Source organism: Micromonospora sp. NPDC004704 (assembly GCF_053601675.1).
On record NZ_JBSGCD010000007.1, the window covers coordinates 122,867 to 138,297 of the forward strand.

A 15,431-nucleotide genomic window follows, 5' to 3' on the forward strand; every position below is an offset into this window, starting at 1 on the left:
ACCAACACATGCGAAAACTTTCTTACATCTTCTTTGATGTACGTACATCAAAGAAGATGTAAGAAGAAATCGAGTTACACCACAAATTTGGTTGTCCACAGGGTTATCCACAGGAGTACCGGGCGGGGTGGCGACCTGTGGGCAGGACGTGCACCATCGGCGGATGTCGAACAGACCACTCGCCGGTCAACTCGGTCACCTGCTCCGGACCGAGCGGGAAGCGGCCGGACTCACCCAGGCGAGGCTCGCCGTCCGGGCCGGCGTCTCCCAGCAGTCCCTGTCGCGATTCGAGAGTGGCCGCCTGGCACCCACCACAACCGTGGTGGAACGGCTCTTCGACGCGCTCGGCAAGCAGCTCCGGCTGGAGGTCGAGGAACGCGACGCCGACCTGGACGCGGCGATCGACGCGATCAGCGAGTACGAGGGGATCGAGTCGGACCACGTCGAGATGTGCCTCGACGACCTGAACATGATGCACCGGCGGGCGCCGGACGGGTTGGTCTACCTGATCGACGGTCGGCTGGCGGCGGTGCTGCAGGGGGTGCCGATCCGGCCCACCAGGGTCGAGGTGGCGATCGCGGAGGACGACCTGCCCCGGCTGGACGATTGGATCTACGCGATCCCCAACTGTCGGCGCTGGGTGGAGCGCTGGCGGGACTTCAGCGGGTACGACATCAGCCCACTGCGACCCGGCCCCCTGCGCTGGGCGTCCACCAGCGGCGAACTGTGCGTACGGCTGCTGCCCCGGCTGCCGGACGCGGTGCCGATCCGGTCGCGGGACCGGGAGTTGGCGGTCCGGCCGCTGGTCGAGGTCGAGCGGGACGACCCGCAGATCGCCCGGATCGCCGCCCGGGTCAGAGCCCGGACGGCGAGCCGGTAGGACCTGCTCAGTCGACGCTGGGCAGCGGCGGCCCGAGTACGTCGTCGGCGTCCACGATCCGGTAGGCGTAACCCTGCTCGGCGAGGAAACGCTGCCGGTGCGCGGCGTACTCGGTGTCGATGGTGTCCCGGGACACCACCGTGTAGAAGTGCGCCTGCCTGCGGTCGGCCTTCGGGCGGAGCACCCGGCCGAGCCGCTGCGCCTCCTCCTGCCGGGAACCGAACGTGCCGGAGACCTGGATCGCGATCCCGGCCTCGGGCAGGTCGATGGAGAAGTTGCCCACCTTCGAGATGACCAGGGTTGGCACCTCGCCCGAACGGAACGCGTCGAACAGCCGCTCGCGTTCCTTGTTCGTGGTGGAACCCTCCACGATCGGCGCGTCCAGGAACTCGCCCAACTGGTGCAACTGGTCGATGTAACCGCCGATCACCAGCACCTGGTCGCCCCGGTGCCGCTCGATCAGCGCCTTCACCACCGGCAGCTTCGTACGCGCGGTCGCCGCCATCCGGTAACGCTCCTCCGGCTCGGCGGTCGCGTACGCCATCCGCTCGGCGTCGGTCAGCGTCACCCGTACCTCGGTGCAGTCGGCCGGGGCGATCCAGCCCTGCGCCTCGATGTCCTTCCACGGCGCGTCGTACCGCTTCGGGCCGATCAGGGAGAAGACGTCGCCCTCGCGGCCGTCCTCGCGTACCAGGGTCGCGGTCAGGCCCAGCCGGCGGCGGGCCTGGAGGTCCGCGGTGAACCGGAAGATCGGCGCCGGCAGCAGGTGCACCTCGTCGTAGATGACCAGGCCCCAGTCGCGGGCACCGAACAGGTCCAGGTGGGTGAAGGCGCCGTTGCGGCGCGCGGTGAGCACCTGGTACGTCGCGATGGTGACCGGACGGATCTCCTTGCGCTCACCCGAGTACTCGCCGATCTCCTCCTCGGTCAACGAGGTACGGGCGATCAGCTCGCGCTTCCACTGCCGGCCGGCGACCGTGTTCGTCACCAGGATCAGGGTGGTCGCCTTCGCCTCGGCCATCGCCGCGGCGCCGACCATGGTCTTGCCCGCCCCGCAGGGGAGCACCACCACACCCGACCCACCGGCCCAGAAGTGCTGCACCGCCTCCCGCTGGTACGACCGCAGCGTCCAGGGCGCCTGGTGCCGGGCCGGGTGCCGGCCGTCCGCCGGTACGTCCTTGCCCGCCTCGGCCAGCTCGATCGGGTGCGCCTCGCCGTCGACGTAACCGGCCAGGTCCTCCGCCGGCCAGCCCAGCTTGAGCAGCCCCTGCTTGAGCCGGCCGCGCTCGGACGGGTGGACGACCATGGTGTCGTCGTCGACCTTCGCGCCGAGCATCCCGGCCAGTTTCTTGCTCTTCGCGACCTCGATCAGCACCATCCGGTCGAGCGCGTGCAGGACCAACCCGTGGTTCGGGTGGTTCATCAGCTGCAACCGGCCGTACCGGTCCATGGTCTCGGCGATGTCGACCAGCAGCGCGTGCGGCACCGGATAGCGGGAGAACTTCAGCAGCGCGTCGACCACGCCCTCGGCGTCGTGCCCGGCGGCCCGCGCGTTCCAGAGCCCCAACGGGGTCAGCCGGTAGGTGTGCACGTGTTCCGGCGAGCGCTCCAGCTCGGCGAAGGGTGCGATGGCCATCCGGCAGGCGAGCGCGTCCGGATGGTCGACCTCCAGCAGCAGCGTTTTGTCGGATTGCACGATCAATGGGCCACTGCTCACGCTCAGTTCCTCTCGACAGCGCGGAACAAGACCCTCAAGTGTTGCACGGTCGGTAATAAAAAAATCCTTCATCTCAGGCAACCCTGACCACCCTCCCGGCGTCTAGCAGACGACGACCGCTCTGGGTCAGGGCGCCGGAGGAATCCATCCGGTGGCCGCCCCGCGTGGTGGTCATGCTGGTCGGCGCCGGTGTACGCGCGTTCGATCCGCCGGGCGACCGGGGTGGGTGCGGGGGCACCAGCCGGTCACCGCGGCGGAAGGCAACGGGGGCGAACGGCTCGCCGGCGCCCGACCAGCTTCCGCGCCCCTGTCACCACGGGCGTCCGGGTGCGAGTCTTGACGAACACGACGGGCCCGGGTGGGGAGGCAGCGATGTCACTGGACCGTGAGCTGAGAACCGGACCGCAACTGCCCGTGGACAAGCCCGTCGCCCCGCCGGACCGGAATGCCCCGGTCTCCCGGGCCACCCTGATCGGGTACGCGACGGTCGCCGTCGGCCTGGTCGGCTGGTTCCTGTTCGGCTGGCTGGTGGAACGCCAGGGCTTCGTCAACTCCGTCGGTGAGGCGGCCGGCAGCGCGTTCACGCTCCTGCTGGTCATCGCGATCGTCGGCACCGTACGCCGCAGCCGCTCCGACCCGTCGGCTACTCGTCCAGCACCGCCGCCGTGATCCGGTGCAACGCGAACGTGTGCAGCATCTCGGTCCGCTCGTCCTCGGCACGCAGGTACCCGGCGCCGATCGAGACCGGCCGGACCAGGCGGGACGTCGTCGCCCCGTGGGCGTCGACGTAACCGACCCAGACCGGCGACTTGTCCCGGATCGCCTGCTGGAGCACCGCGAGTGCCTGGGTGTGCGCGTGTGCCGGAGTCGCGCTCCCGCCGGCCCGCCCGGCCGTGCCCCGGACGGGATCCGGAGCCCGTCTGGCGGCCCGCGCGGCGGCGTCACCCCGGCGCATCTGCTCGACGATGCCGAGGACCCGGGGCGTGGTCAGCCTGGGCGTGGCAAGCGGATCGCCGACCCGGTTCGTGACCGGCACCCGGGCCGGGGCCCGACGCACCTTCGTCCGGCTGAGCACCACCGCGCCGCTCGCGTCCTCCGGGACCGGCGCGTACCCGGCCTCGCGCAACATGGTGAGCAGCCGACCCACCTGGAACGGGGTGGCCAGGACCGTCGGGGCCAGCCGCCGGAGCGACATGGTGCTCAGCCGGCGGTCGGCGACCACCTCGGCGAGCAGCGCCTCGTCGTCACTGCGGACGTACGCACCGGCGGAGCCGACCCGCAGCCCACCGTGCTTGCGGGCCACGTCGTCGACCAGGTACGTCAACCCCTGCGGCACCGGCGTACGGGACCGGCGCTGGAAGAGCGCGTGCAGGTCCTCGGCGGCGTACCCGGCGTCCAGGGCGCGACGCAGGCTGGTCGAGGTCACCCGGTACACGCTGGCCCCACCGGCCGACTCCGGGTCGGCGAGCGCCTCCAACTCCGCCGCCAGGGTCGGCTCGGGCGGGCCGGGCACCACCAGGCTCAGATCGGCCTGGAGCAGGAAGTGGTCCACCGGTGCCGGGAGCAGTTCGTCCAGCGCCCGGACCGCCGTCGACGCCTCACCGGCGGACTCGTCCGCGCCCAGCCGTACGCCCAGCGGGTCGTCGGTCCCGGCGGTCAGCCGGTCCTCGGCGCCGGCCGAGTCGGTCAGCAGCAGCCGCCCGTACGAGGTGATCGCCCCGAGACCGGTCAGGCCGAGCTTCGCCGCCTCGGCGAGCACCTCCCGCTGGGCGGCCTCGCGGCCCCGCAGCCGCCGGGGCGAGCGCCAGGCGAGCAGCGCCAGCACCTCGTCGGGGCCGGGCGCCGTCCCCGGATCCAGCCCGGCGAGTACGCCGAGCAGCGCCCGCCGGGCGGTCGGCGTACCGGCCCGTTCCAGCTCCGGTGAGAGGACGGTGATCAACCGGTCCCGCTCGTCGCGCTGGCCGATCAGCCCCGGCTGCCGGGTCATGGCCAGCCACGCGTGGGCCAACTGCTCCCAGCGCCGGGCCAGCGTTCCGGCCCGCCACGCCTCGTAGCCGGCGGTCGGCAGCACCTGCTGGTCGGCGCCGGCCCGGGTGGTGGTGGCGCCGGCCAGGTCGACCTCCCCGGCCAGCCCGGCGGCGTAGACGACCTCCAGCAGCAGTCCCGTGGTCGGCTCGTCCAACCCGACACCGCGGGCGATCCGCCGCAGGTCACGTACGCCCAGACCGCCGGAGCGCAGCACCGGGGGCGGCTCGGCGGCGAGCGCCTCCAGCACCGTCTCGGCCTGCCGGACCACCTCCATCGCCTGCCCGGCGCCGGCCGAGTCGACGGCCTTCGGCTCCCGCAGGGCGGCGGTGCCGAGCGCCGGTGGCAGCGGCTGCATCGGCCCGAGCGGGCCGGAGTCGCGGCGCAGCAGCAGTCCGATCTCGCGGGGCAGTTCGACCGCGCTGCCGCCCGACCCGGAATCGGCGTCCGAGATCGGGACGAGCAGGGCGTTCTCCACCAGCCAACGCACCGGTGAACCGGCACCGGGTGCGTCCGGGTCGTCGGCCGGCGGGGCGTCCAGCGCCTTCGGCGGGAGCGTGCCCACCGGAGGACCGGCCGCGAGCCGGTCCAGGATCGCGCGGGCGGCCGGCGGCGCAGCCAGCACCGTCCGGCGCAACCGGGCCGGGTCGGCGCAGAGGGCCGCCGCGGCCGGGTCCAGGTCCGTCGCGCTCCGCCCCAGACCGGCCGGGTACGGGGAACTGACCTCGTCGACCCCCTGTACGACCCGCAGCGCGTGCTCCGGGCCGTACAGCAGGAAGAGGGCGCGGAGCCGGTTGAGCGCGGCCCGTACGGCGGCGGGGTCGGCGCCGTGCGTGGGCACCGCCGCGACGGCCAGGATCGCGTCGACGGAGGTGGTGCCGTCCGCCGGATCGCGGGCGAGCCGGGCACCGTCGAGGATCTGCAGGGTGAACTGGTCCAGCCCGTCCAGGGCGCGGGCGACCGACACCCGCGACTGCGCCCGGATGGCGAGCGCGGAGATGTCCGCCGGCACCGGCAGGACCAGATCGGGGCGCAGTTGAAGCAGCGCTGCCAGGGCTTCGTCCGGCAGCGACCGGAGGTGATCGGCGAGTGAGGTGGTCATCGTCATTCCACGCTATCCGGCCGAGTGCCAGTGGCGCCCCTCGGTCGGCCGGCTGGACTCCTCGACTCGGTCGGCGTGCGACGATGATCGGATGGCGACCACCCCCTCGGTCGGGTTCGACCTCGACATGACCCTGATCGACTCCCGGCCCGGCATCGCCGCCACGTACCGCGAGCTGACGGCCAGGACCGGGGTGCACGTCGACGCCGACCTCGCGGTCAGCCGGCTCGGCCCGCCGCTGCGGCACGAGCTGGCGCACTGGTTCCCGCCGGAGCAGGTGGAGGAGGCGGTGGTGACGTTCCGCTCGCTCTACCCGGCGTACGCGGTCACCCCGGCCCTGCTGCTGCCCGGCGCCGCCGAGACGCTGGCCGCGGTACGCGACGCCGGCCTGCGTGTGTTGGTTGTCACCTCGAAGCTCGGCCGGCTGGCCCGGCTGCACGTGGAGCACCTGGGGCTGCCGGTGGACGAGGTGGCCGGTGACCTGTTCGCCGAGCAGAAGGCGACCGCGTTGCGGGAGTACGACGCCCGCGTCTACGTCGGTGACCACGTCGCGGACATGACCGCCGCCCGGATCGCCGGGGTCCCCGGGGTCGGTGTCGCCACCGGGCCGTGCGATGTGGATGAGCTGCGCACGGCCGGGGCGGAGCTGGTCCTCGATGACCTGACCGGATTCCCAGCGGCGTTGCCGGGCCTGTTGCGGCTAGCCTTGTGAGGTCAGCAGCCGCATACGGAGTCGAGGTCAATCAGGTGCCGACGGGTCGAGTGAAGTGGTACGACGCGGCCAAGGGTTATGGATTCGTCACCAGTGACGAGGGCGGCGACGTGTTCCTACCCAAGAGTGCGTTGCCCGCTGGCGTCACCGATCTCAAGGGGGGTCAGCGGATCGAGTTCGGCGTCGTGGACAGTCGCAAGGGCGCCCAGGCCCACGCCGCGAAACTGCTGGACGCGCCGCCGTCCATGGCGGAACTCCGCCGCCGCCCCGCCGAGGAACTGCACGGTCTGGTCGAAGACATGATCAAGGTCCTGGAGGCCAAGATCCAGCCCGATCTGCGCCGTGGCCGGTTCCCGGACAAGAAGACCGCAGCGACTGTCGCTCAGCTGGTCCACGCGGTGGCCAGCGAACTGGAAGTCTGAGGGGTCGCCGGGGTCAACCCGGCAGCCGCGGCCCGGCGGAGCAGGGTGTCGATCGCGTGATAGCCGTCCTCGCCGAGATCCGCGGTGAACTCGTTCACATAGAGCCCGATGTGCTGGTCGACCACGTCCGGTTCCATCTCCTGCGCGTGCGCCAACACGTACTCGCGGGTGCCGGCCGGGTCGGCCCAGGCCTGTTTCACGGACGCGCGGATCCAGTCCGCCGCGGCCACCGGATCCACGGTGCCGCGGCGGGCCAGGATGGCGCCGAGCGGGATCGGCAGGCCGGTGTTCAACTCCCACCACTCACCGAGGTCGACCAGGGCGGTCAGCCCGTGCCGGTGGTACGTGAACCGGGCCTCGTGGATGACCAGTCCGGCGTCGTAGCGACCGGCCGCCACCCCCGGCATGATCTCGTGGAACGGCACGACCTCGATCCTCGCCGGCCGCTGGTCCGCCGCCCAGAGCCGGAACAGCAGGTACGCCGTGGTCCGGTCGCCGGGCACCGCGACGGTCGCCCCGCCCAGGTCGGTCCGGTCGCCCCGGGTCAGCACCAGCGGCCCGCAGCCCCGGCCCAGCGCACCGCCGCAGGGCAGCAACTGGTAGTCGTCGAGCAGCCACGGGAGTGCGGCGTAACTCACCTTCACGATGTCGTACGCACCCTGCTGGGCGGCGGTGTTGGTGACGTCCACGTCGGCGTAGGTCACCTCGACCGGTGGCGCACCCGGCACCAGACCGTGCACCAGGGCATGGAAGACGAAGGTGTCGTTGGGGCAGGGGGAGAACGCCAGCGAGAGTGCCACGTCCCCCACCGTAACCCGCTGTGGATCAGCGCAGCGCGGCGGCTGCTGAGCGGAGCGCCTCGAACGCCTCGGTGATCCGCCACGCACCCCGGTCCCGGGGGCCGACCGGGTTGGAGATGGTCCGCAGCTCGGCGAAGGGGACCCCGGCCTGGGCGGCGGCGGTGGCCACCCCGTACCCCTCCATCGCCTCGGCGACCGCGTCCGGGTAGCGGGCGGCGAGCGCGCTGGCGCTCTCGGACGTACCGGTGACGGTGCTGCACGTGATCACGGCCCCGACGGTGGCCCGGGGCAGCGCCTCGCGCAGCCGCTCCAGCAGGGCCGGGTCGGCGGGGGCCGACGACGGTCCGAAGCCCAGTTCGTCGAGCGGGAGGAAACCCTCCGGCGACTCGGCGCCCAGGTCGGCGGCGATGCTCCGGGTGGCCAGCACGATGGTGCCGAGCGCGACCCGGTTCGGGAAGCCGCCGCCGATCCCGGCGCTGATCACCGCCTGGTACGGCTGCCCGCCCGCCTCGGCCAGCGCGAGCAGCCGGGCGGTGCCCGCACCGGCGGCGGCCGGCCCGACCCCGACCGGCGCGACGGTCACCGTGGTGCTGGACAGACCGGCCCGGACCGCCTCCGCCTCGGCCGGCACGGCGGTGACGATCAGCAGTCCAGCGCTCATGTGGTCGGCTCCCGGGGTTCACGTTGTTGGCGCGCACCGTCGTCGCCGGAACCCGGTGCGGGTACGGCCGACGACGGTCGGTAGATGTGGTAGCCGGGCGGGGCCAACGGCCGGTCGCCACCGCCCGAGTTCCCGGTCTGTGCGGCTGCCGCCGTCGCCGGTTCGGTGATCCCGGACCGGTTCCCGGCTTCCGTCGCGGCCGTGGCCCGCTGCCGTTCGGCCTCGTCCCGGGCCTGTTGTTCGGCGGCCCGCTGTTCGGCGGCGGCCTGTTCCTCGGCGGCTTCCTGTTCGGCGTCGGGGATGGCCCGCCCGTGCAGCCGTTCCCCGCGCAGCCGGCCGGCGACCACCACCGCGCGTACGGCGGAGAGCGTGGCGAGCCCGCTCAGCACGGCGATGCCGACCCGGCCGTCGAACGGGATCAGGCCGATCGCGCCACCGGCCACGAAGGCCAGCATCAGCGCCGTCTCGGAGTGGGCGAACGCGCTCGCCCGTGATCGTTCCCGGACCCGTTCCTGGATCGAGGCGTCGACGGCGAGCTTGGCGATCCCGCTGACCAGGGCGGTGACCAGGCAGAGCAGGGCGACCGTGAGCAGCGAGAACTCGACCGTGGTCAGCACCGCCAGAGCGGCGACGATGACCAGGCCGCTGGACTGGATGGCGGTCGGCCGGTGGATGCGCAGCCGGGTGCCGAGCGCGGTGGCCAGGAAGGTCCCGACCACCAGTGCCCCGCCGACCAGACCCAGTGCGGCCTGGTCGGAGAGGTTCCGCCCGAGGACGACGGTGGTCACGTCGCCGCTCTTGATCGCGAAGGCGAGGAAGAGCAGGAGGAAGCCGTACAGGCCGCGCAGGGTGGCGCCGCCGACCAGGGTGCCGATCACCAGCCGACCGCCCGGACCGCCGCTGAGCGCCCCGGTGCCGTTGCCCCGCCAGATGCCGCGCCACGCCCGGGGCACCGCCTCCGGCGGCTCGGAGTCGGCGCGTGGCGGCAGCCGGAGCGCGATCACCATCCCGACCAGGAAGATCACCGAGGCGACCCGGAGCGGCCACTGTGGACCGAGCCAGAACGCGGCCAGGCCCAGCGGGGCCACCACGGCGCCGGCGATGGTGCCGTAGACGCTGGCCCGTGCTCCCGCCTGGGACAGGCCGATCCCCGCGGGCAGCAGCCGGGGTACGGCGGCCGACCGGGCCACCCCGTACGCGCGGGAGAGGGCCAGTACGCCGAACGCGGCGGGGTAGAGGCCGAACCCGTGGATGTAGTCGGAGATCAACCAGGCCAGGAAGGCGCGGCCGAGCATGGTGGCGGCGAGGGCGTACCGGCGGCCGTGCCGGAAGTGGTCGAGCAGCGGGCCGACCACGGGGGCGAGCAGCGCGAACGGGACCATGGTGATCAGCAGGTAGAGGGCGACCTTGCCCCGCGCCTCGCCGAGCGGGGCGTTGAAGAAGATCGTTCCGGCCAGCCCGATCGTGATCAGTACGTCCCCGGCACACGAGACGGCGTGCAGGTCGAACAGGCGCACCATGCCGGTCTCGCCGCCGGCGCCCCTGGTCCGTACCCGCCCGGCGCCTCGGGTGATCCAGGCGCCGCCCCGGAATGTCCCGCGCAGGACCGCGCGGGTGCCCCGGATCGTCCTACCGAGGGCACGCCCGAGGAACGACCCCTTGGGGCGGTTGAACAGCGGCATGTGCACCATCCTCGCCCATCCGGCGCACGCCCGGAGGATGTGGCGCGAGAACGTGTACGGGGAGTCCCTGCCGCCAGGCTGACGGGATAGGGAAGAATGAGCATGTGACCAGGACCGTCGGCGCTCGCGCAGCCCGTCTCGACCAGGTTTGTGCCGCTGCCGTTGAGGTGGCGCGGGCCGGCATCACCGAGGTGGAGCCGACCGACGTCGGCGATCACCTGGAGGTGGTTGCCGAGGGTGAACGCCTGGTTACCCATTTCTTCGAATGTCTGCTCGACGGCTACCGGGGTTGGCGTTGGGCGGTGACCGTCACCCGGGTCTCGCGCAGCAAGCAGGTGACCATCTGCGAGACGGTCCTGCTGCCCGGCCCGGACGCCCTGCTGGCGCCGAGCTGGCTGCCCTGGCAGGAACGGCTCCAGCCGGGTGACCTGGGTGTTGGTGACCTGCTCCCGGCCCCGGCCGACGACGACCGGCTCGTACCCGGTTACGTCCTCTCCGACGACCCGGCGGTCGAGGAGACCGTCTGGGAACTCGGGCTCGGCCGGTCCCGGGTGATGTCCAAGGAGGGCCGGGAGGAGACCGCGCAGCGCTGGTACGACGGCGACCACGGCCCGACCGCGCCGATCTCCGCCGCCGCTCCCCGTACCGCCCGGTGCGGGACGTGCGGCTTCTACCTGCCCCTGGCCGGCGCCATGCGTCAGGCCTTCGGTGTCTGCGGCAACTTCTACGCCCCCGACGACGGCCGGGCGGTCAGCGCCGACCACGGGTGCGGGGCCCATTCGGAGACCATGCTCGACACGGTCGAGACGCCGGTGGACGAGCTGCCGACGATCTACGACGACAACGAGGTCGAGGCGGTCTCGGTGAGCCGGGCGCCCGGTTCGGTGGCCAGCGAGGAGCCCGCCGAGCCGTACGGCCACGGCTGACCGGACCGGGTGCCGGTCAGTGCTGCTGGCCGGCCCGGCGGCGACGGCGGTTGGCGTCGTGCCGCAGCATCACGGCCAGTCCGGGGAAGCCGACCAGGAAGCCGGCGAGGCAGGTCCAGAGCCAGTCCCGGTGACCGTGCTCGGTCAGCCAGTCGTTGAAGAAGATCAGCAGAACCAGCCCGACCACCGCCCAGATCACGATGCCGCCGACGGCGAACGGGACCATCGGTGGGTCGAGCGGCTCCGGCCGCGGTTGCTGCTGCTCCGGCACGTGATCAGCGTACCCGTGGGCAGGGATCGAACTTCGTAACCGGAACGTACTTTCCCGGTAACCGGTCGTCTGGGACGATGCGCGGATCAAACCCCCTTGATCGCTGCATGCGAGGTACCCATATGACGACCACCTCCACGGAAGCCGGCGCGCCGCCGGCGACCACACCCCCACCCAACGGCTTCGACCGGTACTTCGAGATCTCCGCCCGTGGCTCGACGATCAGTCGTGAGATCCGGGGCGGACTCGCCACCTTCTTCACGATGGCCTACATCGTGGTGCTCAACCCGCTGATCCTCGGCAACGCGGTCGACGGGGACGGGCAACGGCTGGCCATTCCGGCGGTGGCCGCCGCAACCGCCCTGGTCGCCGGGGTGATGACGATCCTGATGGGGGTGGTCGGCCGGTTCCCGCTCGCCCTGGCCGCCGGCCTCGGCGTGAACGCCCTGGTCGCGTACGAGATCGCCCCGCAGATGACCTGGGCCGACGCGATGGGCCTGGTGGTGATCGAGGGTGTGATCATCGCGATCCTGGTGCTGACCGGCTTGCGTACGGCCGTGTTCCACTCGGTGCCGACCCAGCTCAAGACCGCGATCGGGGTGGGCATCGGCCTGTTCCTGACCATCATCGGGCTGGTCGACGCCGGGTTCGTCCGGCGGATCCCGGACGCCGCCGGCACCACCGTCCCGGTCGGCCTGGGCATCAACGGCAAGCTGGTCACCTGGCCGGCGCTGGTCTTCGTGCTCGGTCTGCTGATCACCCTGGTACTGGTGGTACGCAAGGTGCGGGGCGCGATCCTGATCGGCATCGTCGCCTCGACCGTGCTGGCTCTCGTGGTGGAGGCGATCGCCAACGTCGGCCCGTCGTTCGTCGACGGCAAGCCGAACCCCTCGGGTTGGTCGCTGAACGTGCCGGAGTTGCCGTCCACCGTGCTGGACACCCCCGACCTCTCCCTGCTGGGCAACTTCAACGTGCTCGGCTCGTGGTCGACCGCCGGTTGGCTGGTCGCGCTGATGTTCGTCTTCACCCTCCTGGTCACCGACTTCTTCGACACCATGGGCACGATGGTGGCGGTCGCGCAGGAGGGCGACCTGCTGGACGAGAACCAGACACCCCCGCGTACGCGGGAGATCCTGCTGGTCGACTCGATCGCGGCGGCGGCCGGCGGGGCGGCGAGCACGTCGAGCAACACCTCGTACATCGAGAGCGCGGCCGGGGTGGCGGAGGGTGCCCGTACCGGGGTGGCGAACCTGGTCACCGGCGCGCTGTTCCTGCTGGCCATGTTCCTGGCCCCGCTGGTCGTGGTGGTGCCGTTCGAGGCCGCCTCGACCGCGCTGGTGGTGGTCGGCTTCCTGATGATGACCGGCGTACGGAGCATCGACTGGACCGACTACGAGATCGCCGTACCGGCCTTCCTGACCATCGTGCTGATGCCGTTCACGTACTCGATCTCGAACGGGATCGGCGCGGGGGTGATCACCTTCGTGGTACTGAAGCTGGCCCGGGGCAAGGCCCGCGAGGTGCACCCGCTTTTGTACGGCGTGGCCGTGCTCTTCGTCCTGTACTTCCTGCGTGGCCCGATCGAGACGCTGATCGGCTGACCGGTCGCGGGTACCTGGCACGGGCGGGGGAAACTGGTGGTCACCGGGTCCCCCGCCCGTTCGCGGGTTCGGTGACCGTGGTCATAACAGTGGTCGTTAGCAAGGCTTATTAGTTAGGCTAACTATCGTGACGGAGCGGACGGTGATGGCGCAACGTGTGCCACCTGCGCAGCTGGCAAGTTTGCTGCGCGATGCGATCACCCGGCTCAATCGACGGGTCCGGCAGTCCCGGCCGGTCGGTGAACTGACGCTGACCCAGTTGTCCGCCCTGACCAGCCTCGAGCTGGCGGGTGCGCTGAGTCCGCGTGAGTTGGCCGACACCGAACGGGTGCAGCCACCGACGATGACCAAGATCGTCGCGAAGCTGGAGGAGCGTGGCCTGGTACGCCGCACTCCCCATCCGACCGACGGACGACAGGTCATTCTCTCGACGACCGAGTCCGGCCGCGCGGTGTTCGCCGATTTCGAGCGGGCCCGCAACGAGTGGCTGGGCCACCGGCTCGCCGAGCTGACCCCGGAGGAACGGGAAACGCTGCGGCTGGCCGCGGCGATCCTGCAGAAGGTGGCTCGCGCCTGATCGGCGCCGCTCACCGGGTCCGCTTCGTCCGCTGTGGATGACGCGTACGACCCGAGGAGGCGCACCCCGAGTGCGGGCAAAACTAGGTACCACCTTCCAGTCCCTGCAGGTTCGAAACTACCGGCTGTTCGCGATCGGTCAGCTCACCAAGCTGATCGGCGTGTGGATGATGTTCACCGCGCAGGACTGGCTCGTACTCGACCTCTCCGACAACTCGGCGACCGCGCTCGGCTGGGTCACCGCGCTGCAGTTCACCCCCGTACTGCTGCTCACGCTCTTCTCCGGCCGCCTGGCCGACCGGTACGACAAGCGCCTGCTGCTCTTCATCGCCAACGCCGCCTGGTGCGTGCTGGCGCTGGGCATGAGCCTGCTGGTGGTCACCGGAGTGATCGAGCTCTGGCACGTCTTCGTCTTCGCCGCCCTGCTCGGTACGGCGAACGCGGTCGAGACGCCGGTACGCCAGTCCTTCGTCTCCGAACTCGTCGGCACCCCGCTGCTGCCGAACGCGCTCTCCCTCTCCGCCGCGACCTTCAACTCCGCGCGGATCATCGGCCCGGCCGTCGCCGGTGTGGCGATCGCCCTCTTCGACGTCGGACCGGTCTTCCTGATCAGCGTCTTCGGCGCGCTCGCCCCGCTGATCGGCCTGGTCCGGATGCGCGGCGAGGAACTGCACCGCGAAGCCCTGCCGCCGATGGACGAACGCGCCCCCGCCAAGGTCATCGACGGCCTCCGGTACGTCCGGGTCCGGCCCGACCTGGTGCTCCCGATGGTGCTCATGTCGGTGATGGGGATGACCCTGTTCAACTTCCAGATCACCCTGGCCGCGCTCGCCAAGACCGTCTTCAACACCGGGGCGGCCTCGTTCGGGCTGTTCACCACGGCACTGGCCGTCGGCGCGCTCGGCGGCGCCCTGGCCGGCAGCGGCCGGCGTAGCCGCCCGTCGGTCTGGGTGGTCCTCGGTGCCGCCGTGGCCTGCGCCATCGCCGGCACCCTGGTCGGGGTGGCGACCACGTACTGGCTGGTCCTGGTGCTGCTGGTGCCGGCCGGCTTCCTGATGGTCTACTTCGCCCAGGCGTCCAACCAGCGGGTCCAGCTCGGTGTCGACGCCGCGTTCCGGGGCCGGGTGATGGCCCTGTGGGTGCTGGTCTTCCTCGGCACCAACCCGGTCGGTGCACCGGTGATCGGGTGGGTCGCCGAGCACGCCGGTGCCAACGCCGCGATCTGGATCGGCGGGCTCATCTCGCTGGCCGCCGCCCTGCTCGCCGTGCTCTGGCAGCTGCGCCACGACGGCTCCCGGCTCCGGCTGCGGATCGCCCCGCTGCCCCGTTTCTACGTCGTACCCGCCGACGCCAACTGATCGGGGAAGGGCCCCCGGTTCCCGAATTCCGGACCGGAAGGGGCCCTTCCCGACCGTGATGGTGGTGGGAACTGTCGTAGGTGTCTGATTGGTTGGTGTGATGGAAACGTCGCGGTTCGGCGCGGCAACCCGGTAGCGACCCGGCTCACTTTGCAAATCGGTGGCGTGCCCCGATCGTGGGGCCTAGCGTCGGAGGATGGCCGTCGTGCAGGTTTTCGTGCTGGCCCTGGCACTCCTGTCACTGGTCTGCCTTCCGGCGCTGGTCGCCGGGGTCCTCTTCGCCGACGAACTGGTCACCTGGCTGGCGGCTGAGGCGGTCAACCGGCGTACCGGACGGCGGCAGCGGCGCGAACTCGACCGCCTCGACCGTACGTTCCGGGCCGGGGCGGGGCGGCATCACCTCGATCCGTCCGAGTTGGACCGGCCGGGCGGGCCCGCGATCGAGCAGGTCGCCGCCGATCTTCGCCGGCTCGGCGGGCAGCGGCTGGGACGGCCGCCCCGGTCCCGGTCGGCGCACGGCGAGCTGCTGCGGGCGTACGACGAGCAGTTGCGGGTGGCCAGCCGCTACCTGGGGGTGGCCGAGCACCTGGCGGACCTCGACGGGCTGGACCGGGAGATCGAGCGGGTACGGGTCGAGGGCGAGTTGCAGGCCGCCGGTCTGGTCCTGTCCACCGCCGACCGACCCTTCCGGCCATGAG

15 protein-coding genes are annotated in these 15,431 nt (G+C 71.6%); 9 read left to right on the forward strand and 6 right to left on the reverse strand.

Annotation, left to right across the window (positions count from 1 at the left end; translation table 11 throughout):
• The first annotated feature begins 163 nt into the window (after positions 1-163).
• Entirely contained in the window at positions 164-880 is a 717-nt protein-coding gene (locus tag ACWEFB_RS12035) for a helix-turn-helix domain-containing protein (RefSeq protein ID WP_452284785.1), read from the forward strand.
• Between the two features lie 7 nt (positions 881-887).
• Here the strand turns inward: ACWEFB_RS12035 and ACWEFB_RS12040 are convergent, their stop codons facing one another.
• Entirely contained in the window at positions 888-2,597 is a 1,710-nt protein-coding gene (locus ACWEFB_RS12040; RefSeq protein ID WP_326561321.1) for a DNA repair helicase XPB, read from the reverse strand.
• 372 nt (positions 2,598-2,969) lie between these two features.
• Here ACWEFB_RS12040 and ACWEFB_RS12045 point away from each other — a divergent pair, with 372 nt between their 5' ends.
• Entirely contained in the window at positions 2,970-3,266 is a 297-nt protein-coding gene (locus ACWEFB_RS12045) for a hypothetical protein (protein WP_452284787.1), read from the forward strand.
• On the opposite strand, the gene ACWEFB_RS12050 is transcribed toward ACWEFB_RS12045, so the two are convergent.
• Positions 3,241-5,724, reverse strand: coding sequence for a helicase-associated domain-containing protein (locus tag ACWEFB_RS12050; RefSeq protein WP_452284789.1), 2,484 nt, complete (start codon positions 5,722-5,724; stop codon positions 3,241-3,243). The two genes, ACWEFB_RS12045 and ACWEFB_RS12050, sit on opposite strands and share 26 nt — an antisense overlap.
• Before the next feature lie 91 nt (positions 5,725-5,815).
• Here ACWEFB_RS12050 and ACWEFB_RS12055 point away from each other — a divergent pair, with 91 nt between their 5' ends.
• Together ACWEFB_RS12055 and ACWEFB_RS12060 are read left to right on the forward strand one after the other, a co-directional pair.
• The gene (locus tag ACWEFB_RS12055; RefSeq protein WP_452284791.1) at positions 5,816-6,436 is read left to right on the forward strand and encodes an HAD family hydrolase; all 621 of its coding nucleotides are present in this window, start codon (positions 5,816-5,818) and stop codon (positions 6,434-6,436) included.
• A 35-nt stretch (positions 6,437-6,471) separates the two neighbouring features.
• Positions 6,472-6,858 carry a cold-shock protein gene (locus ACWEFB_RS12060; protein WP_452284793.1) on the forward strand — a complete coding sequence of 129 codons (387 nt, stop codon included), beginning with the start codon at positions 6,472-6,474 and terminating at the stop codon, positions 6,856-6,858.
• Here the strand turns inward: ACWEFB_RS12060 and ACWEFB_RS12065 are convergent.
• Genes ACWEFB_RS12065 through ACWEFB_RS12075 form a run of 3 tightly spaced genes read right to left on the reverse strand, consistent with a single transcriptional unit; the run spans position 6,819 to position 10,001 of the window.
• The gene (locus ACWEFB_RS12065; protein ID WP_452284795.1) at positions 6,819-7,658 is read right to left on the reverse strand and encodes a 1,4-dihydroxy-6-naphthoate synthase; all 840 of its coding nucleotides are present in this window, start codon (positions 7,656-7,658) and stop codon (positions 6,819-6,821) included. The genes ACWEFB_RS12060 and ACWEFB_RS12065 overlap by 40 nt on opposite strands.
• Positions 7,659-7,683: 25 nt before the next feature.
• A complete protein-coding gene (locus tag ACWEFB_RS12070) occupies positions 7,684-8,319 on the reverse strand; it encodes a futalosine hydrolase (RefSeq protein WP_452284797.1) in 636 nt (211 codons plus the stop codon).
• Positions 8,316-10,001 carry an MFS transporter gene (locus tag ACWEFB_RS12075; RefSeq protein ID WP_452284799.1) on the reverse strand — a complete coding sequence of 562 codons (1,686 nt, stop codon included), beginning with the start codon at positions 9,999-10,001 and terminating at the stop codon, positions 8,316-8,318. The genes ACWEFB_RS12070 and ACWEFB_RS12075 overlap by 4 nt, the downstream gene beginning before the upstream one ends.
• An 86-nt stretch (positions 10,002-10,087) precedes the next feature.
• Between ACWEFB_RS12075 and ACWEFB_RS12080 the strand changes: the two genes are divergently transcribed.
• The gene (locus tag ACWEFB_RS12080) at positions 10,088-10,927 is read left to right on the forward strand and encodes a DUF3027 domain-containing protein (RefSeq protein ID WP_326563049.1); all 840 of its coding nucleotides are present in this window, start codon (positions 10,088-10,090) and stop codon (positions 10,925-10,927) included.
• A gap of 16 nt (positions 10,928-10,943) precedes the next feature.
• Here the strand turns inward: ACWEFB_RS12080 and ACWEFB_RS12085 are convergent, their stop codons facing one another.
• On the reverse strand, positions 10,944-11,198 hold the full coding sequence (locus ACWEFB_RS12085) for a DUF2530 domain-containing protein (protein WP_326561313.1): 255 nt from the start codon (positions 11,196-11,198) through the stop codon (positions 10,944-10,946).
• 122 nt (positions 11,199-11,320) lie between these two features.
• Here ACWEFB_RS12085 and ACWEFB_RS12090 point away from each other — a divergent pair, with 122 nt between their 5' ends.
• The 4 genes from ACWEFB_RS12090 (at position 11,321) to ACWEFB_RS12105 (ending at position 15,430) form a co-directional block, all read left to right on the forward strand.
• Positions 11,321-12,799, forward strand: a complete 1,479-nt coding sequence (locus ACWEFB_RS12090) for an NCS2 family permease (protein ID WP_452284801.1) — start codon at positions 11,321-11,323, stop codon at positions 12,797-12,799.
• Positions 12,800-12,926: 127 nt separating this feature from the next.
• On the forward strand, positions 12,927-13,376 hold the full coding sequence (locus ACWEFB_RS12095; RefSeq protein ID WP_326561311.1) for a MarR family winged helix-turn-helix transcriptional regulator: 450 nt from the start codon (positions 12,927-12,929) through the stop codon (positions 13,374-13,376).
• 70 nt (positions 13,377-13,446) lie between these two features.
• Complete coding sequence (locus ACWEFB_RS12100) at positions 13,447-14,733, forward strand: MFS transporter (protein WP_452284803.1); 1,287 nt, start codon at positions 13,447-13,449, stop codon at positions 14,731-14,733.
• Positions 14,734-14,929: 196 nt separating this feature from the next.
• Positions 14,930-15,430, forward strand: coding sequence for a hypothetical protein (locus tag ACWEFB_RS12105; RefSeq protein ID WP_452284805.1), 501 nt, complete (start codon positions 14,930-14,932; stop codon positions 15,428-15,430).
• Position 15,431 lies beyond the last annotated feature (1 nt).